Genomic DNA, 25,155 nt, shown 5'->3' with positions numbered 1-25,155 from the left:
TGATGTTCGACTACAAATTACTTTCCGCTCTGGCCGCCGTGGTCGAGCAGGCCGGATTCGAACGGGCGGCGCAGGTGCTGGGCCTTTCGCAATCGGCGATATCCCAGCGGATCAAACTGCTGGAGGCGCGGGTTGGCCAGCCGGTTTTGGTGCGCGGCACGCCGCCGTCGCCCACCGAAATTGGTCGGCGTCTGCTCAACCATGTGCAGCAGGTGCGCCTGCTTGAACGGGATTTGCAGACGCTGGTGCCGGCGCTGGACGAAGAAGGCCTGCCGGAGCGCCTGCGTATCGCCCTGAATGCCGACAGCCTCGCCACCTGGTGGGCCGAGGCGGTGGGCGACTTCTGCGCCGAACAACATCTATTGCTTGATCTGATCGTCGAAGACCAGACCGTCGGCCTCAAGCGCATGCGCGCTGGTGAAGTAGCCGGTTGCCTGTGCGCCAGCGAGCGACCGGTGGCAGGCGCGCGCAGCGTGCTGCTCGGGGCGATGCGCTATCGGGCGCTGGCCAGCCCGGCGTTCATCGAGCGGCATTTTCCCGACGGTGTGCGGGCCGAACAATTGCCACGCACCCCCGCATTGGTCTTCGGCCCGGACGATTTTCTCCAGCATCGATACCTCGCGTCCCTCGGCGTCGATGGCGGTTTCGAACATCACCTGTGCCCGTCGTCCGAAGGTTTCATCCGCCTGACCGAAGCCGGGCTCGGCTGGGGACTGGTGCCGGAATTGCAGGTGCGCGAGCAACTGGAGCGCGGCGTACTGCGTGAACTGTTGCCAGATAAACCGATCGACGTGCCCTTGTACTGGCATCATTGGCGCAATGGCGGTCAGTTGCTCGGGCTGTTGACCGAGCAATTGGTGCGCTCGTCGGCGCAATGGCTGGTGCCGTTGGACTGACGGCCAGCGTCAAGACTCACGAATCAGGCAAAACGAAAGACAGCGGAGCTCTACATGAAAATTCTGGTCACCGGCGCAAGCGGCTTCATTGGCGGACGCTTTGCGCGTTTCGCCCTGGAGCAGGGCCTGGACGTGCGGGTCAACGGTCGCCGGGCCGAGGGTGTCGAGCATCTGGTGCGTCGCGGTGCCGAGTTCGTTCAAGGCGATTTGAGCGACCCGGATCTGGTGCGTGCGCTGTGCAGCGATGTCGAAGCCGTGGTGCATTGCGCCGGTGCGGTCGGCTTGTGGGGACGCTATCAGGACTTCCATCAGGGCAATGTGCAGGTCACCGAAAACGTGGTCGAGGCTTGCCTGAAACAACGGGTTCGGCGGCTGGTGCATCTGTCGTCGCCCTCGATCTACTTTGACGGTCGCGACCATCTCGGCCTGACCGAAGAACAAGTGCCCAAGCGCTTCAAGCATCACTACGCCGCGACCAAATACCTGGCCGAGCAAAAGGTCTTCGGCGCCCAGGAATTCGGACTCGAAACCCTCGCTCTGCGCCCGCGTTTCGTCACCGGCGCCGGCGACATGAGCATCTTCCCGCGCTTGCTGAACATGCAGCGCAAGGGCCGTCTGGCGATCATCGGCAACGGTCTGAACAAGGTCGATTTCACCAGCGTGCACAACCTCAACGAAGCGTTGCTCAGCAGTTTGCTGGCCGATACTTCCGCGCTGGGCAAGGCCTACAACATCAGCAACGGCGCTCCGGTGCCGCTGTGGGATGTGGTCAATTACGTGATGCGCAAGATGGAAGTCCCACAGGTCACCAAGTACCGTTCCTACGGACTGGCCTACAGCGTGGCGGCGCTCAACGAAGGGGTGTGCAAGCTCTGGCCCGGGCGTCCCGAGCCGACCCTGTCGCGCCTGGGCATGCAGGTGATGAACAAAAATTTCACCCTCGACATCAGTCGCGCCCGGCATTATCTGGACTACGATCCGAAAGTCAGTCTGTGGACGGCCCTCGATGAGTTCTGTGGCTGGTGGAAGGCCCAGGACATTCGTTGATACGAATCTGCCGGCCGGCACTGAACCGCGCCACGGCTTGAGGGTCAACCCCAGCGGCCGCGGGGTTTATACTTCGCCCCAATCTGCCATCACCGCGTTTCACAAAGGTTGCCTCAATGTCCATGCGTAACGATGCCCACGACGATTTCGACGATGTACCGAGCCTGCGCGCCGATACCCTCGATGACGACGATTTCCCGGCCACCGCCCGCACCACCGTGCATTCGCGCACGCCGCCGGTGGTCAAGGTCAAGGCCGCCAGCACCGGGCCGTTGTGGGCATTGGTCGGCGCATTGTTCTTCGCCTTCATCGGTCTGGCCTGGTGGAGCTTCCAGCAGATTTCGCTGATGGAGCAGCAACTGGTGGCGACCCAGGAAAGTTTCGCGCGCATCAGTGAGGAAGCGGCGGGGCGCCTGCAGGACATTTCCGGCAAGGTCGTGGCCAGCCAGACCAACGTCACCACCGACAGCGAAGCCCTGAAGCTGCAGATCAAACAGTTGCAAAGCGCCCTTCAGGATCAGAGCAAACAGCAGCAAGGCGTGGCCGGGCAAGCGACGGATCTGGACAAGCGCTTGGCGCAGATGACCGCCCAGACCACCGAACAACAGAACGCCAACACCCAGTTGCAGGCCCAGGTCAAAGCCCTGAGCGCCGAGCTGGCCACGCTGAAAAGCACGCCGGCCGACACCAGCAAGCTCGACGCCCAGCTCAAGAGCTTCGATGCACAGGTGAAGGGGTTCGATGCGCAGTTCAAGAGCCTCGGTGCCGACATCACGGCCCTGAAAAAACAAGGTGGGTCGAACCCTGCGATCGATCGTCTGGAGCAGGAAATCGTCATCCTCAAGAGCGAGCAGGACAACCGTCCGGCCGCTGCGCAGGGCGGCACCAACACCGCCGAATTCGATGCGTTCCGTGGGCAGATGACCCGCAACATCAACACCCTGCAAGCGCAGATCCAGAACCTGCAACAGCAACTCAACGCCCGTCCGTAAGCCTCTTGTGTGGCGAGGGAATGAACGCCCTCGCCACAGCAACATTCAGAAGCTTTCTGAATATCCATACATGCCTTCAGGCCGTCTACGCTCTTGAAACACCAACAAGAACGAGGGATGCGTCATGGGGTTTGTGCACAAGCTGGCCTGGCTCGGCGCGGTGCTGCTGTTGAGTTTCGGTCAGGCCAACGCGGCCACCACGGAAAAAGATGACAGCAAGGCCGCCATCGCCTTGCTGGAAAAGGCGCTGGCCTATTACCACGACAACGGCGACAAGGCGTTCGCGGCGTTCAGCCGTCAGGGCGAATTCGTCGACAAGGACCGTTACGTGTTCGTGGTCGACACCAAGGGCGTGATGCTTGCCAGCGGCGGGCCGTCGTCGGCATTGATCGGTCGCGACGTCAGCGAAGTCCTCGGGCCGGACTTGCAGAAGTCCTTCAAGGACGCCTTGAAAGTGCCGGAAGGCAACGGCATCCAGCAGGCCGAATACCGCTGGCAGAACTGGTCCGACGGCAAGGTTGAGCGCAAGCACGTTTACTATCAACGCATCGGTCAGCGGATTCTGGCGGTGGGTTACTACTTGCCGCGCGCGTCGGCGGAACAGGCGAAAGCGTTGCTCGACAAAGCGGCCACCGATTTGACCAAGGACGAGAAGGGCACGCTGTCCGCGATCAACTCGCTCAAGGGCGGTTACCTGCAGGACGACCTGTATGTGTTCGTGGTCAATCTCGACAACAAGCGCTACGTCGCCCACGGCACGAATTTGCGTCTGATCAACACCGATTTTGCCAAGGTCGATGACCCGGAAGGCAAACCGGTGGGCGAGCCGATTCTGGCGCTGATCGGCAAACAGGATGAGGGCGAGTACGAGTACCGCTGGAAAAACCCGGTGACCGGCAAGGTCGAGGACAAGCATGCCTACCTGAAGAAGGTCGGGAACATGCTGGTGGCGGTCGGTTATTACAGTGCTTGATTGCTGAAAGCTCCCACGCCGCGCGTGGGATCCATTGGCATCAATCAGCGGGCGCCGTGTTCACGGCCCCGCAGCAACCGGTTGGGCATGGCAATCGCCGCCGCCAGCCCGAGCAGCGACACCGCCGCGCTGACCATCAGCAAATGCCGGAACGTCACCAGCAATTCGGCACGCAAGGCGTTCTGCGCGTCGCCGGGCGCCGCGTTCAGACCGTCGAGCAGCACGTTGCCGGAATGCCCTTCGCTCATCAGCGAGCTGCCGGCCAGGTGAGCGAAACTGGAATCCTGCAACAACGCCAGCAACAGCGCCGACATCAACGCTACCCCCACCGCGCCGCCCAGTGAGCGGAACAGGTTGGTGGTGCTGGTGGCGACGCCAATGTCCTTTTGCTCGACCGAATTCTGCGTGCCGACCAGCGAGGTCGGGAACTGCATGCCACCGGCGATCCCGCTGAGCAACATGAACAGGCTGCTGAGCAGCGTCGCATCGGGCGGGCTGAAGGCCATGCCGAGGATCGAGATCGGCATCAGCAGCGCGCCGGTCAGAATCTGCGGTTTATAGCGACCGGTGATCGAGGTGCGACGTCCGGCGAAATACGCGCCGATCGGCAAACCCATCGCCAGCGGTAGCAAGTGCAGGGCAGCGCTATCGGCCCCGGCGCCGGTCACGCTCTGAAAGCGCAGCGGCATCAGCACAATCAACGAAATCGCCTGGAAGCTGCAAAAGAAAATCGTGCACCAGCACAGCAGGGCGCTGCGGTTGGTGAACAGGTGCATCGGCAGCAACGGCTCCCGGGCGCGCCGCTCGTGCCAGACAAACACCGCCAACACTGCTACCGCGCAAGCGAACAGGCCCAGTACTTCGCTGCTGCGCCACGCATGGCCCTGGCCGACCTGAGTGATCGCCAGCAACAGCGCGGTCAGGCCGATGATCATCAGCAGCGTGCCGAGGTAATCGATGATTGGTTTGCGCTGGGGAATCGGCAGGCCGATCAGGTTGCGTCGCGCCACCCAGTACGCGCCGAGGCCCAGTGGCAGGTTGATCAGGAACACCCAGCGCCATGACAGGTACTCGGTCATGTAACCGCCGAGCACCGGGCCGGCCACACTGGCCACCGCGTACATGCTGGAGAAATAGCCCTGATAACGCCCGCGCTCGCGAGGCGGAACGATGTCGCCGATGATCGCCTGACTCACTGAAATCATCCCGCCAGCGCCGATGCCCTGGAAAATCCGCGCCAGCACCAGTTGCTCCATGCTCTGGGCCATGCCGCAGAACAGCGAGGCGAGGGTGAACAGGCCCATGCCGAACAGCATCAGTTTGCGCCGCCCGTACAGGTCACCGAGCTTGCCGTAGATCGGCACCGCCACGGTCATCGCCACCATGTAGCCGGAAATCACCCAGGCCAGCAGGCTGACGTCCTTGAATTGTGCGGAGATGGCCGGCATGGAAACGGCGACGATGGTCTGGTCCAGCGCACCGAGAAAGATCGCCATCATCAGCGCGACCAGCACGCTGCGAATGGCCGGTTTGGGCGTTTCGGGATGGTTGAGATTGGTCACGGGCGAACCTGCGGGCAGTGATTGACCCGCAGTGCCACGGCGAGCGGGTGAGTGCTCGCCAGTGTAAGTCGGTAGCAGGCTATTCGATAGCCTCATAAGGAAGCCCGACGTAATTTTCTGCAATGGTTTTTTGACCGGCCTCTGAGCTGACAAAGTAGTCCAGTTCCGAAGCGCAGATTCGCTGACTGAAATCATCATGCTCGTCGAAGCGGTGCAGCATCGAAGTCATCCACCAGGAAAATCGCTCGGCTTTCCACACCCGGCGCAGACAGATCTCCGAGTATTTCTCCAGCAAGTCTGTGCGACCTTCGCGGTAAACCTTCAGCAAAATCCTGAACAGCGTGCTGACATCGCTGGCCGCCAGATTCAAGCCCTTGGCACCGGTCGGCGGAACGATGTGCGCCGCATCCCCGACCAGAAACATCCGCCCGTATTGCATCGGCTCGACCACAAAACTGCGCAGCGGCGCGATGCTCTTTTCAATCGACGGACCGGTCACCAGTTTCTGCGCCAGATCCTCCGGCAGACGATTGCGCAGCTCATCCCAGAAACGCTGATCCGACCAGTCGTCGACGTGTTCTTCGGCCGGCACTTGCAGGTAATAACGGGTGCGGGTCGCCGAGCGCATGCTGCACAGGGCGAAGCCGCGCTCGTGGCGGGCGTAGACCAGTTCATCGTGAATCGGTGGTGTGTCGGCGAGAATGCCCAGCCAGCCAAACGGATAAACCCGTTCGAAGACTTTCAGGCAGTCCTCGGGAATCGACTGCCGGGCCACGCCGTGGAAACCGTCGCAACCGGCGATGTAGTCGCAATCGACGCGCCAGGTTTCGCCGTCCTTTTCGAAGGTGACATAGGCTTCGTCGCTTTTCATGCCACAGGGAACGACATGGCTGGCTTCATAGATTGTCTGTCCGCCGGTCTCCCGACGAGCGGCCATCAGGTCGCGGGTGACCTCGGTCTGGCCATAGACCATCACGGTTTTTCCACCGGTCAGGGCTTGCAGGTCGATGTGGATCCGGCGCCCGTCGAGGGCCAGTTCGAAACCACCGTGCACCAGACCTTCGGCGTCCATCCGCTGACCCACGCCAGCCTCGCGCAACAGCTCTACCATGCCTTGTTCAAGCACACCGGCGCGGATTCGGCCGAGCACATAGTCAGGTGTCTGACGCTCCAGAATCAGGGTGTCGATGCCGGCGTTGTGCAGCAGTTGGCCGAGCAACAATCCGGACGGACCGGCGCCGATGATGGCGACTTGGGTTTTCAGCGTTTTCATTGTTTTTATGACTCGCAAGCTTCACGCGACAACGGCCGGTGAATGATTTTCAGGATTCGAGTGCTTGCATTTTTCCCTTGCGGGTCTGTCAATTGAAGGTGAAAACTGAGCCGATACCTGTACATTCTGCCAATCGGTGCGATTATCGCCCGCAAACCTCGAGGCCTGGATTGAAGTGATGAACAAGCCTGACCTGCCTTCGATTCCGGTGTTCAAGCTCTACGGTGAAAGCCTGGACTGGCCGACCCCTGACTTGCTGCACTGTGAAACCATTTCCAAACGCAGCCGCGAACACCAATGGGAAATCAAACCCCACCGCCACGCCGATTTGTGCCAGTTGCTCTTCGTATTCAAAGGTCAGGCAGAGCTTGAAATCGAAGGCCAACGCACGCAACTGAACGAAGCCGCGATCCAGATCCTGCCACCGTTATCGGTGCATGGATTCCGTTTTTCCGAGGACGTCGAAGGATTTGTCGTCACCCTCGCCACACCGTTGATCAACCATTTGCAGGCGCAATTGGGCAGCGCGGTGCAGGCTCTTGCCCAGGCCGAAAGCTATCCGGCGGGCAAGGACGCGGAGTACCTCAACAGTCTGTTTGCCGCGTTGCAGGCCGAGTACAACGGCCATCAACCGGCGCGGGAAATGCTCATGCATTCGCTGGTCAGCGTGATCATGGTCTGGGTCAGCCGTCAGGCGATCCACCGTCACAACGCCACGCAACGCCCGCAGCGCCAGCGCGAATACCTCAACGGGTTCATTCAGCTGGTGGAAGAAACCTACCGCCAGCACGTCAAGGTCGAAGACCTGGCCCATCGTCTGGGGATTTCCGTCTCGCACCTCAACGGCACCTGCCGTGAACTGGCGGGGCAACCGGCGTTGCAGATCATGCACGAGCGTCAGTTGCTCGAAGCCAAGCGTCTGCTGACTTATACGAGCATGACCATTTACGAGATGTCCGAGGTGTTGGGTTTTTCCGATCCGACCAACTTCACGCGTCTGTTCCGGCGCCGGGTGGGGATCTCGCCAAAGGCATTCCGCGACCGCTTGAAGGCCGAGCAGAACGACGACGCCTGAACCTTGTATCAGCGCAGGGCGTTGAGGGTGGCGTTGTGAGGGATGCAGCGCTCGAAGTTGCAGCTCGCGTACTCACGGGGCAGTTGCCGCAACTGCTCCACGCGCCACGCAGCGGTGCCATACAGCGCCAGCGTGGCCGCGCAGGTGATGAAAATCGCGAGGTATCTTCTTGTTCTGGTGTTCATGGCGTTGACCTCTGAACGAATACCCTTGGGTACTACTTTCAGCATAGGTCAGCGCCGTGGAGTTGCCAGCGGCTCTGCGAACGGGATTACAGCCCGATATCCCATTGCGGGTTTTCGGGGAAACGCTGCACCAGAAAGTCCAGCATGCAGCGCAATGCCGCCGGCATGTGCTTGCGCGAGGCATACACGGCGTAGATGTTCATCTGCCGAGGTTCGGCGTGGGGCAGCAGGCGAACCAGTTCGCCGCTGTGCACATGCACCCCGGCCTGATAGGTCGGCAGCATCGCCACGCCGGCGCCGGACAGGGTCGCCCGCAGCAGGGTGCTGGCTTCGTTGGCGCTGATGTTGCCCTGCACCGGCACCGAGACCGGTTCGCCATCCTCCTCGAAATGCCACAGGCTTTTGCCGAAATAGGAATGGGTCAGGCAGTTGTGCCGGCTCAGATCTTCTACGCGCTGCGGCTGCGGGTGTTCCCGCAGATAGGCGGGTGCGGCGCAGACCACCGAACGGCAGACTGTCAGGCGACGGGCGATCAGGTTGGGATCGAGGTCATTGCTGGTGCGGATCGCCAGGTCGATGCGCTCGTCCACCAGGTTCACGGTGCGATCGAGCATTTGCAGATCGATGTTCACCCCCGGATACGCTTTGACGAACGCCGCCATGGCATCGGCCAGTTGCGCCTGGCCGAACGAGGTGCTGACGCTGATCCGCAACAAACCCCGTGGCGCATCGGCGGGTTCGCTGACGGCGGCCTGCATGTCGCCGGACAGCTCCAGCATTTGCCGGCAGCGCGGCAGGATTTCGTTGCCGGCGGCGGTCAGGCTCAATTTGCGCGTGGTGCGGTGCATCAGGCGCGCGCCGACCCAGTCTTCCAGTTCCGCCAGATAGCGCGACACCACCGGCCGCGACAGGTCCAGGTGATCGGCCGCCGCCGACTGGCTGCCCAGATCCACCACCGTGACAAACACCCGCATTGCTTGGAGACGATCCATGATTTGCCCGCTTTCAGAAACAAACTATGTTCAAGCATCGCATTTTTTGTAACGAGTCTGGCAACTAAGCTCTGTCCCCATCGCCAAGCACGGCATTCGAACAGCGGAGCAACCCATGATCGGCTTCACCACCCTCAAGCGCGTTTTACTGGCCACCGCCACCCTCGGCTTTGCTGCCCACGCAGCGGCTGCCAACCTGACTCTCGACGTCTACAACCCGGGCACCAACGCGATCTTCCCGGTGACTTCGGTACTGGTCAGCGGCGAGAAGGACGCAATTCTGGTGGACGCCCAGTTCGGCAAATCCCAGGCCGAGCAAGTGGTGGAAAAGATCCGCGCCAGCGGCAAGCAACTGACCACCATCTACATCAGCCACGGTGATCCGGATTACTACTTCGGTCTCGACACCCTGACCAAAGCCTTCCCGGATGCCAAGGTGCTGGCTTCGCAACCGACCGTTGATCACATCAAAAAAACCGTCGACGGCAAGCTTGCGTTCTGGGGCCCGAAAATGGGCGCCGACGTGCCGGCCAAAACCATCGTGCCGGGCGTGCTCAAGGGCGACAGCCTGATGCTTGAAGGGCAGAAGTTGCAGGTGGTCGGCCTGGAAGGCAAGCAGCCGGATCGCAGCTTCGTGTGGATTCCTTCGCTGAAAGCCGTGGTCGGCGGTGTGGTTGTCGCCGAGAACATCCACGTGTGGATGGCCGACACCCAGACCGCACAATCCCACGCCGACTGGCTGGAAACCCTGCACTCGATCGAAACCCTGAAACCGAAAACCGTGGTGCCCGGTCACTACCTGGGTGACAGCGCCCGTTCGCTGGCGGCCGTGAAATTTACTGCCGACTACATCAAGGCGTTCGACGAAGAAACCGCCAAGGCCAAGGACTCTGCCGCGCTGATCGCCGCGATGAAAAAACGCTACCCGAAGCTGGGCGAAGAAAGCTCCCTGGAACTGAGCGCCAAGGTCGCCAAGGGCGAAATGCAGTGGTAACCCGATTCTGAAAACGCAGCACTCTCAAGCCAACTGGAGAATGTCATGAGCAAGATCGCAATCATTGGTGCCACCGGCCGTGCCGGCAGCCAACTGCTGGAAGAAGCCCTGCGTCGCGGCCACAGCGTCACCGCCATCGCTCGGGATACCTCGAAGATCGGCGCCCGCGCCGGTGTGGTCAGCAAGAATGTCGACGTGCTGGACGCCGCCGCGTTGCAGGACGCTGTCACCGGTCACGATGTGGTGATTAGTGCCGCACATTTCGCTACGGTGCCGGCGAGCGCGCTGATCGGTCCGGTGAAACAGGCCGGGGTGAAACGTCTGCTGGTGGTCGGCGGTGCCGGTTCGCTGTTGCTGCCGGACGGCACTCGTGTGATCGACAGCGCCGGTTTCCCGGCCGAGTACAAGGCTGAGGCCAGTGCTGGTGCGGCGTTCCTTGATGCGCTGCGTCAGGAGAAGGAGCTGGACTGGACGTTCCTGTCGCCGTCGGCGCTGTTTGTCGAAGGCGAGCGTACCGGCAAGTTCCGGGTCGGCAAGGATGACTTGCTGGTGAGTGCTGAAGGTCAGAGCTCGATTACGTTTGCCGACTATGCGATTGCGCTGATCGACGAAGTGGAAACGCCGAAGCATTCGCGTCAGCGGTTTACTGTCGGTTATTGAGGGTTTGGGTGGTTTTCGGGGTTTGTGTCTGATCCGAAAGCCGGCCCTCACCCCAGCCCTCTCCCGGAGGGAGAGGGAGCCGACCGAGGTGTCTGACGTGATTCATTGACCTGAAAGTTCTGGTCGATTATGGATTCGGTACAGCACGTTCAGGTCGGCGTAGTTCTCAAGCATCCCACGGTAGGCTCCCTCTCCCTCGGGAGAGGGCTGGGGTGAGGGCAGGGCTTCACCGCGTATGAGCTTGCTCAACCAACCACCCCATCAACTCCTGCAATTTCGCCGACGGCTCCGATGCCGGCGCCACGATGTAATAGCCCAATCCCGTCTTCACCTTCAGATCGAACGGCATCACCAGTCGCCCGGCGTTCAAGTCGTCGCCGATCAGTGACCAGTCGCCGATCGCCACCCCCGTCCCGTGGGACGCCATCGACATCGCCTGATCCAGCGTCTCGAAATGCTGACCGCTGGCGATATTGCTCAAGTGCAGTTCGGCGGCTTCGAGCCAGAGTGTCCAGTCGTCATCCGTGTGAGTCGGGTGCAGCAGCAGATGCTGTTGCAGATCTGCCGGTGTGTGCAGGGCCGGCCCGCCGTTGAGCAGGGTCGGCGAGCAGACCGGCGTCAGTTGCTCATCGAACAGATGTAGGGTCGCGGGTGAGTCATGGGGCGCGGTGCCGTAGATCACCGCCGCGTCGAACTGCTCACGATGAAAGTCCACCCCGTGCTGCAACGACGCCGTGAGTTTCACCGGCACGTCCGGGCGCTCGCGCTGCCATTGCAGCAGGCGCGGCAACAGCCAGCGCATCACGCAGCTCGGTGCCTTGAGTTGCAGGGTCTCGCGTTTGGCGCCGATCTGCTCCACCGAGTCGCCGATCAGGCTGAACACCTGCTGCACCCGTGGCAGCCATTCGCGACCTTCGGCCGTCAGTTCCAGGCCACGGGCCAGGCGAATGAACAACTCATAGCCCAGATGTTCCTCCAGTCCGGCGATCTGCCGGCTCACCGCACCTTGAGTGATGTGCAACTGCTCGGCGGCCCGGGTGAAGTTGCAGCACTGCGCGGTAATCAGAAACGTATGCAGGGCGGGCAGGGGAGGCAGTCGTTTCATGTGGATCCAAGGTATGACGTGAGGACATGGCTAGTATGAGCTTTTATCGATTGTTGCGGCTACGGGTCGCCCGTTTCAATGAGGCCAATCACCGGTTCCTTTAAAGCCCGGTGCCTCAACGAACAAGAAGGGCAAAGACATGGCGACGTGTGGCGAAGTACTGGTCAAGTTACTCGAAGATTATGGGGTCGAGCAGGTGTTCGGCATTCCCGGGGTGCATACCGTGGAGCTGTATCGCGGGCTGGCCCGTTCGAGCATCAACCACGTCACCCCGCGCCATGAACAGGGCGCCGGCTTCATGGCCGACGGCTACGCCCGCACCAGCGGCAAACCGGGTGTGTGCTTCATCATCACAGGTCCAGGCATGACCAACATCACCACCGCCATGGGCCAGGCGTACGCCGATTCGATCCCGATGCTGGTGATCTCCAGCGTGCAGTCGCGCAGTCAACTGGGCGGCGGTCGCGGCAAGCTGCATGAACTGCCGAACCAGAGCGCACTGGTCGGTGGCGTGGCGGCGTTCTCCCACACGCTGATGTCGGCGTCCGAATTGCCGGGCGTGCTGGCCCGTGCGTTTGCGCTGTTCCAGGCCGGGCGTCCGCGTCCAGTACACATCGAAATTCCGCTGGACGTGCTGGTCGAAGAAGCCGACGAACTGCTCGCCAGCGTGCCGGTCAACATCGACCGCGCCGGTGCTGCGCCGGCCGCCGTGAGCCGCATGACTGAACTGCTGGCCGGCGCCCAGCGTCCGCTGATCCTCGCCGGTGGCGGCGCCATCGACGCGGCTGCCGAACTCACCGAACTGGCCGAACTGCTCGACGCGCCAGTGGCCCTGACCATCAACGCCAAAGGCATGCTGCCGTCCAGCCATCCTCTGCTGATCGGTTCGACCCAGAGCCTTGTAGCGACTCGCGCTCTGGTAGCCGATGCCGACGTGGTGCTGGCGATCGGCACCGAACTGGCGGAAACCGACTACGACGTCACCTTCGCCGGTGGTTTCGAAATCCCCGGCAAGCTGCTACGCGTGGATATCGACCCTGACCAGACCGTGCGCAACTACCCGCCTCACGTGGCGCTGGTGGCCGACTCGCGCAACGCCGCACAAGCGCTGCTCAGTGCGCTATCGCACAAGCCACTGGCCGAGCGCCGCAACGATTGGGGTCAGGTACGTGCCGCGCGTCTGCGGGAAGACCTGGCCGCGACCTGGGATGCCCCGACGCTGGCCCAGACCCGTTTCCTCGAAACCGTGCTGCACGAACTGCCGAACGCGGTGTTCGTCGGTGACTCCACGCAACCGGTATACACCGGCAACCTCACGTTCAACCCGGAGCGTCCGCGCCGCTGGTTCAACTCGTCCACCGGTTACGGCACCCTCGGTTACGCCTTGCCGGCGGCGATTGGCGCGTGGCTCGGCGGCAACCTCGAACACGGTGCACGTCCGCCGGTGGTGTGCCTGATCGGTGACGGCGGTCTGCAATTCACCCTGCCGGAACTGGCCAGCGCCGTCGAAGCGCGCACCCCGGTGATCATCCTGCTGTGGAATAACCAGGGTTACGAAGAGATCAAGAAGTACATGGTCAACCGCGCCATCGAGCCGGTGGGCGTGGACATCTACACCCCGGACTTCATCGGTGTGGCCAAAGCTCTGGGTTGCGCAGCAGAAGCGATCAGCTCGGCCGAACACCTGCGCGGTGCACTGCGCGCCGCCACCGATCGTCAGGGCCCGACCCTGATCGAAATCGACCAGACCCAATGGATGAAGGCGGTGGCCCAATGATGAATTTCCCGACCACACTCGACGGCCTGTACATCAACGGCCAATGGTCCGCCGGCCGCGAACACCTGCGCGTGATCAACCCGGCCACCGAAGCGCTGCTGACCACGGTCAACGGCGGTGACGAAAGCGCCGTCAACCAAGCGGTAGCGGCGGCGACCGAAGCCTTCAAGGGCTGGTCGAAAACCACGGGTGCCGAGCGCGCCGCGATCCTGCGCAACATCGCCAGTGGCGTGCGCAACGGCCGCGAACATCTGATGAAGTTGCAGTCGAGCAACAACGGCAAACCGCAGTTCGAAGCGGGCATCGATGTCGACGACGTGATCGCCACGTTCGAGTACTACGCCGAACTCGCCGAAGGCCTCGACGCCAAACTCGACAGCGATGTTCCGCTGCCGAGCGACGATTTCAGCGCACGTCTGCGCCGCGAGCCGTGCGGTGTGGTCGGGCTGATCGTGCCGTGGAATTTCCCGATGGTCACCACCGCGTGGAAACTCGCCCCGGCCCTGGCCGCCGGTTGCTGCGTGGTGCTCAAGCCGTCTGAAGTCACGCCGCTGCCGGAGCTGGAACTGGCGACCATCATTGCCGAATCCGGTCTGCCCAAAGGCGTGTTCAACCTGGTGTGCGGCACCGGTCTGGCGGTCGGTGCGCCGCTGTCGGCGGACCCGCGCATCGCCAAGGTTTCCTTCACCGGCAGCAACGCCGTCGGTGTGCAAGTGATGCAGCGCGCCGCCGAAACCGTGAAGGGCGTTAGCCTGGAACTGGGCGGCAAATCCTCGCTGCTGATTCTGGAAAATGCCGACCTTGATCTGGCGGTGGAGCTGGCCTGCGGAGGTGGTTTCTTCAACGCCGGGCAGATGTGCTCGGCCACCAGCCGGGTGCTGGTCGCCGATGAAATCGCCGATGAATTCCTGATTCGTCTGAAGGCCCGCGCGGAAAAAATCCGTGTGGCCGATCCGTTCGATCCTGAAGTCGAGATGGGCGCGCTGGTCAATCAGGCGCAGTACCAGCGAGTGCTCGGTCACATCGACCGCGGTCTGAGCGCCGGTGCCAAGCTGATCTGTGGCGGCAATCGTCCCGCCGATCTGCCGCGCGGATATTTCTTGCAGCCGACGATCTTCACCGAAGTGCCCCTCGACAGTGCGCTGTGGTGTGAAGAGATTTTTGGCCCGGTGATCTGCGTGCGAAGTTTTGCTTCGGAGGCCGAGGCGATTGCCCTGGCCAACGACAGCCAGTTCGGTCTGGTCGCCAGTGTCGTCACGCGCAATGCCGAGACTGCGGATCGGGTCGCCAATGCCTTGCAGGCGGGGCTGGTGTGGCTCAACGCGCCGCAGGTGATCTTCCCGCAGACCGCGTGGGGCGGCTACAAACAGAGCAGCATCGGTCGCGAGTTAGGGCCGTGGGGCCTGGCGGCATTTCAGGAAATCAAGCACGTGATCCGCGCGCTCTGAATGCCCGAAAAAGGTCAGCGCATGCCTCGCAACGAGGCATGCGCTGGCGTCATGGCTCCAATGAGTTTTTATCGATAGTCAGGTGTTTTGCACGACCTCAGGATGAACCCGCAGACCATGCTCAAGCCCTTTGAAACCGGGCGCTTGAGCAATTCCGGTCAGGCAGATGCAAGGGTTGCGATCAGTCTCATACTTACAAGAATAATGGGAGTCCTAAATGGGCGAGCACGATCTGAACAGGCGTCAATTCATCAAAACCGTCGGCGTGGCCTCGGTGGCTGCGGCGGCCATGAGCATGCCCTTCATCCGGGCCAGTGCCAGCGACACCCGCTTTGCCGGCAAGACCCTGCGCCTGTTGACCTGGTCCGATGACACGGGCCTCGCCGCACTGCGCAATATCGCGGCAACCTTCGAAGCCAAGACCGGCGCCAAAGTGATTGCCGACCGCACCGGCAGCACCTCAGAAATGGTCGCCAAACTCAAGGCCGGCGGTGACCGTCCGCAGTACGACATCATCACCCTGGCTGGCGTCGGCGCTGAAGGTCTGGCCGCTGCCGGGCTGCTGGAAAAACCCGATCTCAACCGCATTCCCAATCTGGTCGACGTCCCGGAAAAATACCGCACCGGGGCCAACGGTCACGGCATCGGTTACCTGCTGTGGTGCAACAGTCTGGTCTACAGCACCCGCACCCAGAAGGAAGCGCCGGACAGTTACGCCGCGCTGTGGGACGCCGATCTGGCACCGAGCATTTTCCTGCCGCCGCCGAACTGGACCGAGGCGATGGACCTGATCATCATCGCCGCCAAACTGGCCGGTGGTGACGAGCACAACATCGAACCGGGCTTCAAGAAGCTCGCGGAGCTGAAAGACCGCGTGGTGACCCTGGGTGAAAACCCCAACCAGATCGCCGAGCTGTTCCGCACCGGTTCACTGGACATGGGCGGCCTTTACGCCCCGGCGTTTTTCCCCAAGCAGATCCGCGATCCCAACTATGGCCTCGGCGCCACGTTCGGCATGAAGGAAGGTTTCTACACCGACCTGATGCTCTCGGTGATGCCGAAGAACCGTCCGGGCGACACCGACCTGGCGTACGCCTTCATCGACCACTCCCTCGACCCGCTGGTGCAGGGCAAGATGGCCGAAGACATCTTCAACGGCCCGGTCAACGCCAAGGCGATCATCTCCGCCGAAGCGCGCAAGAGCCCGTTCATCCTAACGCCGGAGCAGATCGCAGAGAAGGCGATCATGCACGACAACGCCTTCCTGGCGACCGTGCATGACCAGTGGATTCGTCGCTACACGGAAATCTTTTCTTCCTGACGCCGACCTTCCGGGGCACCGCATGATCGGGGTGCCCGGGAGATTCGTTCTCCATTGACGAGATCATTGCTATGGAACATCAATCCCTGACCCAGCCGGTCGGCGCGGGTGACGTGCGCCCGGCGCGCGGTGTTTCGCCGACGGCGCGGGCGTGGTTTTTTCTCACGCCGTCGATGCTGTTTCTCGGCGTGCTGATTGCCGCCAGCCTGTTGGTGCTGCGCATGAGTGTCGGCACCAAAGGCGCGGAGTGGTCCGGTTTCAGCCTGGCCAGTTACGCGCAGTTGCTCGAACCCTACTACCTCAAGTCGTTGCTGCTGACCTTGCGTCTGGCACTGATCAGCGCGGTGATCGCTGTGGTGCTGGCGATCCCGGTGGCGTACACCATGTCGCGCCTGACCTCACCATTCGTGCGGCGGATTTTTTTGGCGGCGGTGCTGTTGCCGCTGCTGGTCAACCTGCTGCTGCAAAGCTACGGCTGGCTGGTGATCCTCGGCCCCGGCGGCATGCTCAACCAGACCCTGATGGGCCTTGGTCTGATCAAGCGGCCGATCATGCTGCTGTACAACCAGAACGGCGTGTTGATGGGCCTGGTGCAAACCGCGTTTCCGCTCGCGGTGCTACCGATTGCCAGCGCCATGCGCGGTGTCGCCCGCAGCTACGAAGAAGCTGCCGCCACCCTCGGCGCCAGTCGTTTTCAGGTGTTCCGTCAGGTGGTGTTGCCGATGAGTCTGCCGGGGATCATCACCGGCGCGACCCTGGTGTTCGCCTACAACGCCAGCAGCTTTGTGGTGCCGTTGTTGCTCGGCGGTCGGCGCGTGCCGATGCTCGCGGTGATGGTGCATGACCAGATCGCCCCGCTGATGAACTGGCCCGCCGCATCCGCCGCCGGTGTGGTGCTGATCGTCACCACGCTCGCCATCATGACCTTGTCCGAATACATCACCGGCCGCCGTCGTCGTCTGCTGGAGGCTTCGCAATGAGTGCCCTGATCAAGAAGCGTCAGTCGCTGTTGCCGGGCGATACCGGCAAGTTCGCCGGCATCCTCTCCGGGATCATTTTGTTCCTGGCGGTGTTGCCGATCCTGACCATGATCGTGATGTCGTTCAGCGGCGCGTCGAACCTCGACTTCCCGCCGAGCAGCTACAGCCTGCAATGGTACAAGGCGGCGTGGCACACCTTCGTCTCGCCGGACGCCAGCGATGTGCTGAGCCTCGGCCAGGCCATGGGCACCAGTTTGCTGGTGGCGTGCCTGACGATGATTTTCGCCACGCTGATCGCGGTGCCGGCGGCCTACGCGCTGACCCGTTGTGAGTTCCGTGGCAAGGGCGTGGCGCTGCAATTGATGTCGCTGCCGCTGGTGTTCCCGATGGTGGTGCTGGGTCTGGCCTTGCTGCTGGTGTTCGACAGCCTGCCGTTCCACATGACTACTTCGCGGCTGGTGATTGCCCACGTGATTCTGGCGCTGCCGTTCGTGGTGAAGAACTGCACGGCGGCCATGCTTTCCATCGGCAGTGAAGTCGAAGAAGCCGCGCAGATGCTCGGCGCCTCGCCGTTGCGCGCCATCGTCGATGTGGTGGTGCCGTTGATGAAGTCGGGGATTCTGGCGGGGATGCTGCTGGCGTTCATCGTCTCGTTCAACGAATTCACCGTGACCTATTTCCTCTACACCATCGACGTCATGACCGTGCCGATCTGGATGTACAGCCGCACCGTGTCATCGCTCGACCCTACCGTGTTCTCGTTTGCCGTGCTGATCGTGCTGATCGACTTCGTCCTGATCTGGGCGCTGGAGAAGCTGGTAGGTGAAGGCGGCGTTTCGTTCTGATTTCTTGAGGTGATTTATGTCTGGTCTGATTCTGGAAAACGTCGAGAAACACTACGGCTCGGCCTGCGCGGTAAAAGACGTCAACCTGCATTTGCCGGAGGGCAAACTGGTGTGCTTCCTCGGCCCGTCGGGCTGCGGCAAGACCACGTTGCTGCGAATGATCGCCGGGCTGGAAACCCTCACCGGCGGCGAGATCCGCCTGGACGGCGAGGACATCGGCCACACCCCGGCGCACCTGCGCAACTTCGGCATGGTGTTTCAGTCGCTGGCGCTGTTCCCGCACATGACCGTGGGCGAGAACATCGCCTATCCGCTGAAGCTGCGCGGTGTGAGCAAGGCCGATCAACAGGCGCGGGTGGTGGAGTTGCTTGAGTTGATCCAGCTGCAACCGATGATTGATCGCCCGGTGGCCAAACTCTCCGGCGGCCAGCGTCAGCGAGTGGCGATTGCCCGGGCGATTGCCTCGCATCCGAAAATCCTTCTGCTCGACGAACCGCTATCAGCGCTGGACGCGAAGTTGCGCGAGTCGATGCAGGTGGAAATCCGCCAGCTACAACAACGCCTGAATATCACCACGATCATGGTGACCCACGATCAGCGCGAGGCCATGACCATGGCCGATATCGTGGTGGTGCTGGGTGAACATCGGGTGCAGCAGGTGGGTACGCCGATTGAAATCTACCGGCATCCGGCCAACGAATTCGTCGCGGACTTTATCGGCTCCGGCAACATCTTCCCGGCCACCGCGCTGGGCGATGGCAAGGTCGTGCTGCCGGGCGGCGATGCGCTGCAAGTGCCGATCTGCAGCAGCATCGTGGTCGGGCAGAAAGTGAAGATGTTGATCCGTCCTGAAGACCTGCAACTGTCGGCGCCCCAAGCCGCTGCGGGCAATCGCTTGCTGGGCAAGGTGACGTTTGTGCGGGATATCGGTGCGACTATCGAGACTACGGTGGAGTGTTCGGGGGTTACGTTTACGGCGTTGAGTACGCCGTGTCAGGGCTTTGGGTTGGGGATCGGGCATCCGGTGTCGGTGACGTTGCCGAGTGAGGCGTGTCGGGTGCTCGGCGCTTGATACGGACTTGCCCCCGAATCCCCCTCACCCCAGCCCTCTCCCGGAGGGAGAGGGAGCCGACCGAGGTGTCTGGCGTTATCCGTCGACCTGAGCGACCGAGTCGATTATGGATTCAAACCAGTCGATCCCCATTCTGGATTCAAAACCAGTCGTTCAACTTGATTCTGGATTCAAAACCATTCATTCAGGTCGGTGTACTTCTTGAATATCCCCGGGTCAGTTCCCTCTCCCTCCGGGAGAGGGCTAGGGTGAGGGGGAGCTTCTGAGTTCACACCGAAAGCCGCAATCGCGCCAGATCCCGCAACGGCGGCGCGCCAAACAACCGGCTGTACTCACGACTGAACTGCGAAGGACTTTCATACCCCACCCGATACCCCGCCGCCGAAGCCTCCAACCCCTCAGCCAACATCAAGCGCCGCGCCTCCTGCAGGCGCAGTTGCTTCTGATACTGCAACGGACTCATCGCCGTCATCGCCTTGAAGCGGTGATGCAGGGTCGAGACGCTGAGGTTCACTTCTTTCGCCAGATCATCAATGCGCAGCGGCTGTTCGAAGTTGCCGTTGAGCCATTTGATCGCCTGGCTGATGCGGTGGCTCTGGCTGTTGGCGATGGCGATTTCGTACAGCCGATGGCCCTGCGGACTGCGCAGCAGGCGATAGAGAATTTCCCGGCGGATCAGCGGCGCGAGCATGGCGATGTCTTTCGGTGCATCGAGCAGGCGCGCCAGACGCAGCACCGCATCGAGCATGGCGCTGTCGATCTTCTCCACATACAAACCACGCCCGGTCGGACGGGTCGGTACACCCATCGGGCCGGCATCGGCGATCAGCGCAGTGATTTCCGCCGGATCGATGTCCAGGCGCACGGCGAAGATCGGCTCTTCGGGCGAGACATTCACCACCCGACCGCTCAACGGCATCGAGACCGACACCACCAGATAATTCAACGGGTCGTAATTGAAGAATTCGTCCGCCAGCCGTACCTCTTTGCGACCCTGGGCCATGATGCACAGCGCCGGTTGCGCGAGCACCGGGGCGAAGTCATGGGACTGGGTGTGGCGCGACATGAACAGAGAACCGACGGCAGTGGCATAACTGCCATCTTCGGACGTGTTGCGGCGAATGATGGCCGCCAGTTCCGCGCGCTGCTTTTCCATGTCGGCATCGGGCGGCGCCTGAAAACGATCGAACGACGTCATGCACAGCCTCCTCGGCAAGGGATGGAATGGGAGCAGAGCATATGTTTGTGCAAGCGCAAGCGGTAGACACATCCTGCGAAATGCTTGCCTGATCCTGCACGGTGTTGCGTACCTGCCCAGACATGACAGGGCGAGCCCTGTAAAACTTGCTCGAAACCGGTGTGACAGGACGGTGACAGCAATTCACGACTTGTTACAGGTCTGCACGACAGTCTCGCAGGATTGTGCAACGCGACGGCAGGAATAGACTAACGGCGAGCGGTGCCCGGCCCTTAACCTTGGATCCTGTCGCAGCCCGTCCCCGGCTGCCACGCGACTCCCTGGGAGGGTTGAACATGTCCAAGCAGATTCCCGTCAGTCATATGGCCTTCGTTCGAGCGCGCGCCGGGCGTTCGGCGGAACTCGGCATGCGCCTGAGCGCCCTGATCGAACCGTCCCGTGCCGCCCCCGGTTGCCTGAGCTTCGCCTTGCAGCATTCGCAGTGTGATCCGGAGTTGTGGCTGGTCTCCGGTTTCTGGAACAACCAGCAATCGATGACCGCCTATTTCAGCAGCCCGTCGATGGAAATCTTTGCCGAGCTGGTGCAGGAGCTGGTGGTCAACAGCCTGGATTTCCACACCTTCAAGGAAGTCTCGGCCGCACAGGCCGTAGGGCAATGCACTGCGCCGATACACAAACTCGCCGGTTGAATGTTTAATGTCGGGCTTATCCGACTGAGCCAGGACCTGCGATATGGCACGTAAAGAGTTCGAACACTTCGAAGCGGTTTCCGCTGTAGTCCCCGTCGAGTTGGGCGGCAACAAGGGTTATCACGCGGCAATCGCCGTCAAGGCCCTGGTCGACGGCGGCGCACCGCGCTTTCACAAACTGCTGAACGATCAGGTTTTCCCCGGCGCCATCGCCGCCGATGAAGCCGCGATCAATGAACTGGACAAGCTCAAGGGCGTCACCGACGACGCCGAGCTGATCTGGTAAGCGCTTACTTCGTCGCCCCCGGGCGCCACATCTTGAACAACGCCTCCGGCCCCAGCTGGAAATAGTCCGCCGGCCCGCCGCCCCGCAGAATCGGTTCGGCGGCGGCGGTGTCGTAGATCCCGTCCTTCAACAGCCACTTGGCGATATGCACGGCGACCACTTCGCCGAGCACCAGCCAGCTCGGCACGGTCTCGCCGTCGGCGCGCTGCAACTGAATGATCTGGGTGACCTTGCATTCGAAGGACACCGGGCTTTCGGCCACGCGCGGCACGGCAATCACCTTCGACGCCACCGGCGTCAGCCCCGCCAGTTCGAACTCGTTGACCTGCGGCCCGACCATCGCGCAGCTCTGGTTCATCTGCTCGGCCAACGGGCGGGTGGCGAGGTTCCAGACGAACTCGCCGGTCTGCTCGATGTTGTTCAGGCTGTCTTTGCGACCGACGCTGGAGAACCCGATGATCGGCGGAATGTAGTTGAACGCGTTGAAAAAGCTGTAGGGCGCCAGGTTCAACCGGCCCTCGGCATCCTGCGAAGAAATCCAGCCGATGGGACGCGGGCCGACGATGGCGTTGAACGGATCGTGGGGCAGACCGTGGCCGTTGGCGGGTTCGTAGAAATGGATGTCATCGGGCATGGCGGGGTGATCCTGAAGGCTTCTGTAAGCGACCAATAGTGCAAGTCCGATCCGCGAAGATCAAATACCGACCTTTGGAAATGAACAAGCCCGGCAATGGCCGGGCTTTGGTGTCTGCATTCTGGTAATCAGCTGATGGCAGCGGCGGTACCGGTTTTATCGAAACCGTCTGCAGCGATGGCGTTGGCGGTGCCGGTTTTATCGAAACCGTCTGCAGTGATGGCGTTGGCAGTGCCGGTTTTATCGAACCCATCAGCAGCAACGGCTTTGCCGACGTTGGTCTTGTCGAAACCATCGGCAGCGTAGGTGCCGGTGTGGCTGGTTTCGATGGCAGCGCTGGCGCCGGAAATGAAGTCGGCGGATTTGGTTTTGTCCGAACCGTCGGCGGCAAAGGTGTTGGCGGCCAGTACGGACAGGGTCAGGGCGAGGATCAGTTTGGTTTTCATGGTCGTTCTCCAGATTCGAAATTCGTTGGCGATGTGTTTCGCATGGGGTTCATGCTACGCCAACTACATTGATTAAAAAGCGCAAAATAATGCTAAAAACAATCGATTAAATTGATATTAAGGGCGACGCATTCAATTCGCTTTCGTCGTCGGAGCGAGCGTCGCGCAGTTAATCGATCAGGTAGGTGCAGGATGCGGCAGGGGCATTAACCGGTGATTAATCGCCGTTTTTTGCGTGTGTGACAGATTTTTCATGGATTCCCGACCGGTTTTTCACCCGCGCAACGCCAGTCTGCCCACGGCCATAAAGCCAAAAACCGGCCGTCACACACTGGAGCGTTGCCCGCGATGAACAAACTGCCTCAAATCACCCTGGCCTTCTGGGTCATGAAAATCTGCGCGACGACCCTGGGGGAAACCGCGGGGGATTTGTTGTCGATGACCCTTAACGTCGGCTACGCCATCAGCTCGCTGATCCTGATCAGCGTGTTTGTCCTGACGCTGATCGCGCAGCTGATGTCCAAGACTTACAAGCCGTTGCTGTACTGGATCGTGATCCTGTCGACCAGCACCGCCGGCACCACCATGTCCGACTTCATGGACCGCACGCTGGAACTCGGTTACGCCACCGGTTCCATGATCCTGATCGCGATCCTGCTGGGGATCTTCGCGGCATGGCGCCTGAGCGGTGATTCGCTCAACGTGACCAAGGTGCAGAGCTTTCGCGGCGAGATGTTCTACTGGATGGCGATCCTGTTCTCCAACACCCTGGGCACCGCGCTCGGCGATTACCTGGCGGACGACTCCGGCCTGGGCTTTGCCGGTGGCGCGCTGTTGATCGGCTCGGCGATTGGCGTGGTCGTGCTGCTCAAGTACTTCACGAAGATTTCGTCGGTGGCGCTGTTCTGGGTGGCGTTCGTGCTGACCCGGCCGTTTGGCGCGACCTTGGGCGACTTGATGACCAAGTCCCATGAGAAGGGCGGACTGGACTTTGGCACCATCGGTTCGTCGGCGGTACTGGCGGGGATTCTGCTGGTGATGATCGTCGGGGCGTCGTATGCGCAGAAGCGTTATGGCAGCAAAAAGGTGGTTGCCGAGTTGTCCTGATCGGGAAATCGGACAGGAAAGAAACGCGCGAAGGTCTTGTACCTTCGCGCGTTTTTTTGCGATCAGTCAGTGACGATGCGCGAGTGTTTCTGCGTGTCTTTCATGGTGATGTACACCAGCAGGGACACCGCGATGCACGCGGTCACATACCAGTAGTAACCGGTTTCCATGCCGATGCTCTTGAACCACAGCGCGATGTATTCGGCGGTGCCGCCGAAGATCGACACGGTCAGTGCGTACGGAAGGCCGACGCCCAGGGCGCGGATTTCGGTCGGGAACAGCTCGGCCTTCACCACGGCGTTGATCGAGGTGTAGCCGCTGACGATGATCAGCGCCGCCATGATCAGGAAGAACGCGCCCCACCAGGTCTGGATGGTGTGCAGGGTCATCAGGATCGGCACGGTGAAAATCGTCCCGAGCACGCCGAAGGCGATCAGGATCGGACGACGACCGATTTTATCGGACAGGCCGCCGATGATCGGTTGCAGGCACATGAACAGGAACAGCGTGGCGGCGGAAATGGTGGTGGAGTCGGAGATGCTCATGCCGACGGTGTTCACCAGGTATTTCTGCATGTAGGTGGTGTAGGTGTAGAACGCCAGCGTACCGCCCATGGTCAGGCCGACCACGGTCAGCAGTTCCTTCGGATGGCGCATCAAGGTGCGCATGGCGCTTTCCTTGGACTTTTCCTTCTTGGTGAACGACTCGGTTTCTTCCATGCCGCGACGCAGGTACAACGCTACCACCGCGCACAGCGCGCCGATGGCGAACGGAATACGCCAGCCCCACGCGTACAGCTCTTCGGTGGTCAGGAACTGTTGCAGCACGATCAGCACGCCCAGCGCGATGAGCTGGCCGGAAATAAGGGTCACGTACTGGAAGCTGGAGAAGAAGCCGCGACGCTCCTTGGTCGCCATCTCCGACAGGTAAGTCGCCGAGGTGCCGTATTCGCCACCGACCGACAGGCCTTGCAGCAGACGGGCGAACACCAGCAGGATCGGCGCGCCGACACCGATGGTTTCATAACCCGGGCTCAGGGCGATGATCAGCGAGCCGAAGCACATCAGGTAAACCGAGGCCATCAGGGCTTTTTTGCGTCCGACCTTGTCGGCGTACAGGCCCATCAGCCAGCCACCGATCGGGCGCATCAGGAAGCCCACGGCGAAGATCGCGGCGGTGTTGAGCAGTTGGGCGGTGGTGTCGCCTTTGGGGAAGAAGGCTTTGGCGAAGTACAGCGAGAAGGCGGCATAGACGTACCAGTCGTACCACTCGACCATGTTGCCGACGGAACCGCTGAAGATCGACTTGATGCGACTGGCGGTGGTTCGTTCTTTGGCCGGCACGGCAGCCGACCCAAGAGGCAGGGCGTTGGAGTTATCCATTGAAGGATCCTTCGTTTAATTGTTTTTGTGGAGCGCGTTGAAACGCAGCCTGCGAGGGCTATAGCAGGAGCTGTGCCAACGGGGGGAGGGCCGGTTTAGAGGGGCTGGGAAGATGGGTTGAGCGGGATTTTGCCGATGATCCGGAATGAATGAGCGGATTTCCGCTTATGGGGTTTGAATCAAAAGCCCCCTCACCCTAGCCCTCTCCCGGAGGGA

Annotated in this window: 25 protein-coding genes; 16 read left to right on the top strand and 9 right to left on the bottom strand. The window is 61.4% G+C overall.

What is annotated here, in order from left to right:
* The first annotated feature begins 2 nt into the window (after positions 1–2).
* The 4 genes from M5G18_RS04645 (at position 3) to M5G18_RS04630 (ending at position 3,908) form a co-directional block, all read left to right on the top strand.
* Positions 3–896, top strand: coding sequence for a LysR family transcriptional regulator ArgP (locus M5G18_RS04645; RefSeq protein WP_085606712.1), 894 nt, complete (start codon positions 3–5; stop codon positions 894–896).
* Between the two features lie 54 nt (positions 897–950).
* Positions 951–1,943, top strand: coding sequence for an NAD-dependent epimerase/dehydratase family protein (locus tag M5G18_RS04640; RefSeq protein ID WP_085606710.1), 993 nt, complete (start codon positions 951–953; stop codon positions 1,941–1,943).
* 116 nt (positions 1,944–2,059) lie between these two features.
* Positions 2,060–2,935, top strand: a complete 876-nt coding sequence (locus tag M5G18_RS04635; RefSeq protein ID WP_273899229.1) for an ATPase — start codon at positions 2,060–2,062, stop codon at positions 2,933–2,935.
* 124 nt (positions 2,936–3,059) lie between these two features.
* Positions 3,060–3,908 carry a cache domain-containing protein gene (locus M5G18_RS04630; RefSeq protein WP_007953267.1) on the top strand — a complete coding sequence of 283 codons (849 nt, stop codon included), beginning with the start codon at positions 3,060–3,062 and terminating at the stop codon, positions 3,906–3,908.
* A 44-nt stretch (positions 3,909–3,952) separates the two neighbouring features.
* Here M5G18_RS04630 and M5G18_RS04625 read toward each other — a convergent pair whose 3' ends face one another.
* Together M5G18_RS04625 and pobA are read right to left on the bottom strand one after the other, a co-directional pair.
* The gene (locus tag M5G18_RS04625) at positions 3,953–5,470 is read right to left on the bottom strand and encodes an MDR family MFS transporter (protein WP_273899232.1); all 1,518 of its coding nucleotides are present in this window, start codon (positions 5,468–5,470) and stop codon (positions 3,953–3,955) included.
* A 79-nt stretch (positions 5,471–5,549) separates the two neighbouring features.
* Positions 5,550–6,743 (bottom strand): 4-hydroxybenzoate 3-monooxygenase, encoded by a 1,194-nt coding sequence (pobA, locus tag M5G18_RS04620; protein ID WP_179693925.1) that lies wholly within the window; start codon positions 6,741–6,743, stop codon positions 5,550–5,552.
* A 178-nt stretch (positions 6,744–6,921) separates the two neighbouring features.
* Between pobA and M5G18_RS04615 the strand changes: the two genes are divergently transcribed.
* Positions 6,922–7,818, top strand: coding sequence for a helix-turn-helix domain-containing protein (locus M5G18_RS04615; protein ID WP_007953272.1), 897 nt, complete (start codon positions 6,922–6,924; stop codon positions 7,816–7,818).
* Between the two features lie 8 nt (positions 7,819–7,826).
* Here M5G18_RS04615 and M5G18_RS04610 read toward each other — a convergent pair whose 3' ends face one another.
* Together M5G18_RS04610 and M5G18_RS04605 are read right to left on the bottom strand one after the other, a co-directional pair.
* Positions 7,827–8,003, bottom strand: coding sequence for a hypothetical protein (locus M5G18_RS04610; RefSeq protein WP_007953274.1), 177 nt, complete (start codon positions 8,001–8,003; stop codon positions 7,827–7,829).
* Positions 8,004–8,089: 86 nt separating this feature from the next.
* Complete coding sequence (locus tag M5G18_RS04605) at positions 8,090–8,995, bottom strand: LysR family transcriptional regulator (protein WP_273899235.1); 906 nt, start codon at positions 8,993–8,995, stop codon at positions 8,090–8,092.
* Positions 8,996–9,110: 115 nt separating this feature from the next.
* Between M5G18_RS04605 and M5G18_RS04600 the strand changes: the two genes are divergently transcribed.
* Together M5G18_RS04600 and M5G18_RS04595 are read left to right on the top strand one after the other, a co-directional pair.
* Positions 9,111–9,989, top strand: coding sequence for an MBL fold metallo-hydrolase (locus tag M5G18_RS04600; RefSeq protein WP_273899237.1), 879 nt, complete (start codon positions 9,111–9,113; stop codon positions 9,987–9,989).
* Between the two features lie 45 nt (positions 9,990–10,034).
* Complete coding sequence (locus M5G18_RS04595) at positions 10,035–10,649, top strand: NAD(P)-dependent oxidoreductase (RefSeq protein ID WP_273899239.1); 615 nt, start codon at positions 10,035–10,037, stop codon at positions 10,647–10,649.
* A 226-nt stretch (positions 10,650–10,875) separates the two neighbouring features.
* Here M5G18_RS04595 and M5G18_RS04590 read toward each other — a convergent pair whose 3' ends face one another.
* Entirely contained in the window at positions 10,876–11,754 is an 879-nt protein-coding gene (locus tag M5G18_RS04590) for a LysR substrate-binding domain-containing protein (protein ID WP_074688417.1), read from the bottom strand.
* Positions 11,755–11,893: 139 nt separating this feature from the next.
* Between M5G18_RS04590 and M5G18_RS04585 the strand changes: the two genes are divergently transcribed.
* From M5G18_RS04585 to M5G18_RS04560, 6 genes are all read left to right on the top strand, one after another.
* A complete protein-coding gene (locus M5G18_RS04585) occupies positions 11,894–13,531 on the top strand; it encodes a 5-guanidino-2-oxopentanoate decarboxylase (RefSeq protein ID WP_236191411.1) in 1,638 nt (545 codons plus the stop codon).
* A complete protein-coding gene (locus M5G18_RS04580) occupies positions 13,531–14,979 on the top strand; it encodes an aldehyde dehydrogenase family protein (RefSeq protein ID WP_273899241.1) in 1,449 nt (482 codons plus the stop codon). Before M5G18_RS04585 ends, M5G18_RS04580 begins: the two co-directional genes overlap by 1 nt.
* Positions 14,980–15,196: 217 nt before the next feature.
* The gene (locus M5G18_RS04575; protein WP_085606688.1) at positions 15,197–16,300 is read left to right on the top strand and encodes an ABC transporter substrate-binding protein; all 1,104 of its coding nucleotides are present in this window, start codon (positions 15,197–15,199) and stop codon (positions 16,298–16,300) included.
* A 71-nt stretch (positions 16,301–16,371) separates the two neighbouring features.
* Complete coding sequence (locus tag M5G18_RS04570) at positions 16,372–17,280, top strand: ABC transporter permease (protein ID WP_007960163.1); 909 nt, start codon at positions 16,372–16,374, stop codon at positions 17,278–17,280.
* Positions 17,277–18,125 carry an ABC transporter permease gene (locus M5G18_RS04565; protein ID WP_064599073.1) on the top strand — a complete coding sequence of 283 codons (849 nt, stop codon included), beginning with the start codon at positions 17,277–17,279 and terminating at the stop codon, positions 18,123–18,125. Before M5G18_RS04570 ends, M5G18_RS04565 begins: the two co-directional genes overlap by 4 nt.
* 16 nt (positions 18,126–18,141) lie before the next feature.
* Entirely contained in the window at positions 18,142–19,197 is a 1,056-nt protein-coding gene (locus M5G18_RS04560) for an ABC transporter ATP-binding protein (protein ID WP_127799637.1), read from the top strand.
* Between the two features lie 268 nt (positions 19,198–19,465).
* Here M5G18_RS04560 and M5G18_RS04555 read toward each other — a convergent pair whose 3' ends face one another.
* On the bottom strand, positions 19,466–20,395 hold the full coding sequence (locus tag M5G18_RS04555; RefSeq protein ID WP_273899242.1) for an AraC family transcriptional regulator: 930 nt from the start codon (positions 20,393–20,395) through the stop codon (positions 19,466–19,468).
* A gap of 335 nt (positions 20,396–20,730) precedes the next feature.
* Here M5G18_RS04555 and M5G18_RS04550 point away from each other — a divergent pair, with 335 nt between their 5' ends.
* Both M5G18_RS04550 and M5G18_RS04545 read left to right on the top strand, forming a co-directional pair.
* Positions 20,731–21,084 carry a putative quinol monooxygenase gene (locus tag M5G18_RS04550; protein WP_007960171.1) on the top strand — a complete coding sequence of 118 codons (354 nt, stop codon included), beginning with the start codon at positions 20,731–20,733 and terminating at the stop codon, positions 21,082–21,084.
* A 43-nt stretch (positions 21,085–21,127) separates the two neighbouring features.
* Positions 21,128–21,370, top strand: coding sequence for a hypothetical protein (locus M5G18_RS04545; protein ID WP_007960172.1), 243 nt, complete (start codon positions 21,128–21,130; stop codon positions 21,368–21,370).
* 4 nt (positions 21,371–21,374) lie between these two features.
* Here the strand turns inward: M5G18_RS04545 and M5G18_RS04540 are convergent, their stop codons facing one another.
* Positions 21,375–22,004: a flavin reductase family protein gene (locus M5G18_RS04540; protein ID WP_085606680.1), complete on the bottom strand. Its 630-nt coding sequence runs from the start codon at positions 22,002–22,004 to the stop codon at positions 21,375–21,377.
* 128 nt (positions 22,005–22,132) lie between these two features.
* Positions 22,133–22,450, bottom strand: coding sequence for a hypothetical protein (locus tag M5G18_RS04535; protein WP_273899243.1), 318 nt, complete (start codon positions 22,448–22,450; stop codon positions 22,133–22,135).
* Positions 22,451–22,798: 348 nt separating this feature from the next.
* On the opposite strand from M5G18_RS04535, the gene M5G18_RS04530 reads away from it, so the two are divergent.
* Complete coding sequence (locus M5G18_RS04530) at positions 22,799–23,557, top strand: COG4705 family protein (protein WP_273899245.1); 759 nt, start codon at positions 22,799–22,801, stop codon at positions 23,555–23,557.
* 62 nt (positions 23,558–23,619) lie between these two features.
* Here M5G18_RS04530 and M5G18_RS04525 read toward each other — a convergent pair whose 3' ends face one another.
* The gene (locus tag M5G18_RS04525; RefSeq protein WP_273899246.1) at positions 23,620–24,939 is read right to left on the bottom strand and encodes an MFS transporter; all 1,320 of its coding nucleotides are present in this window, start codon (positions 24,937–24,939) and stop codon (positions 23,620–23,622) included.
* Positions 24,940–25,155: the final 216 nt, after the last annotated feature.

It is taken from the genome of Pseudomonas aphyarum, assembly GCF_028657055.1.
In the GTDB taxonomy this organism is placed as follows: Bacteria; Pseudomonadota; Gammaproteobacteria; order Pseudomonadales; family Pseudomonadaceae; genus Aquipseudomonas; species Aquipseudomonas aphyarum.
Note: the sequence above shows the minus strand (reverse complement) of the source record. Positions and strands in the feature narration are given on the sequence as shown.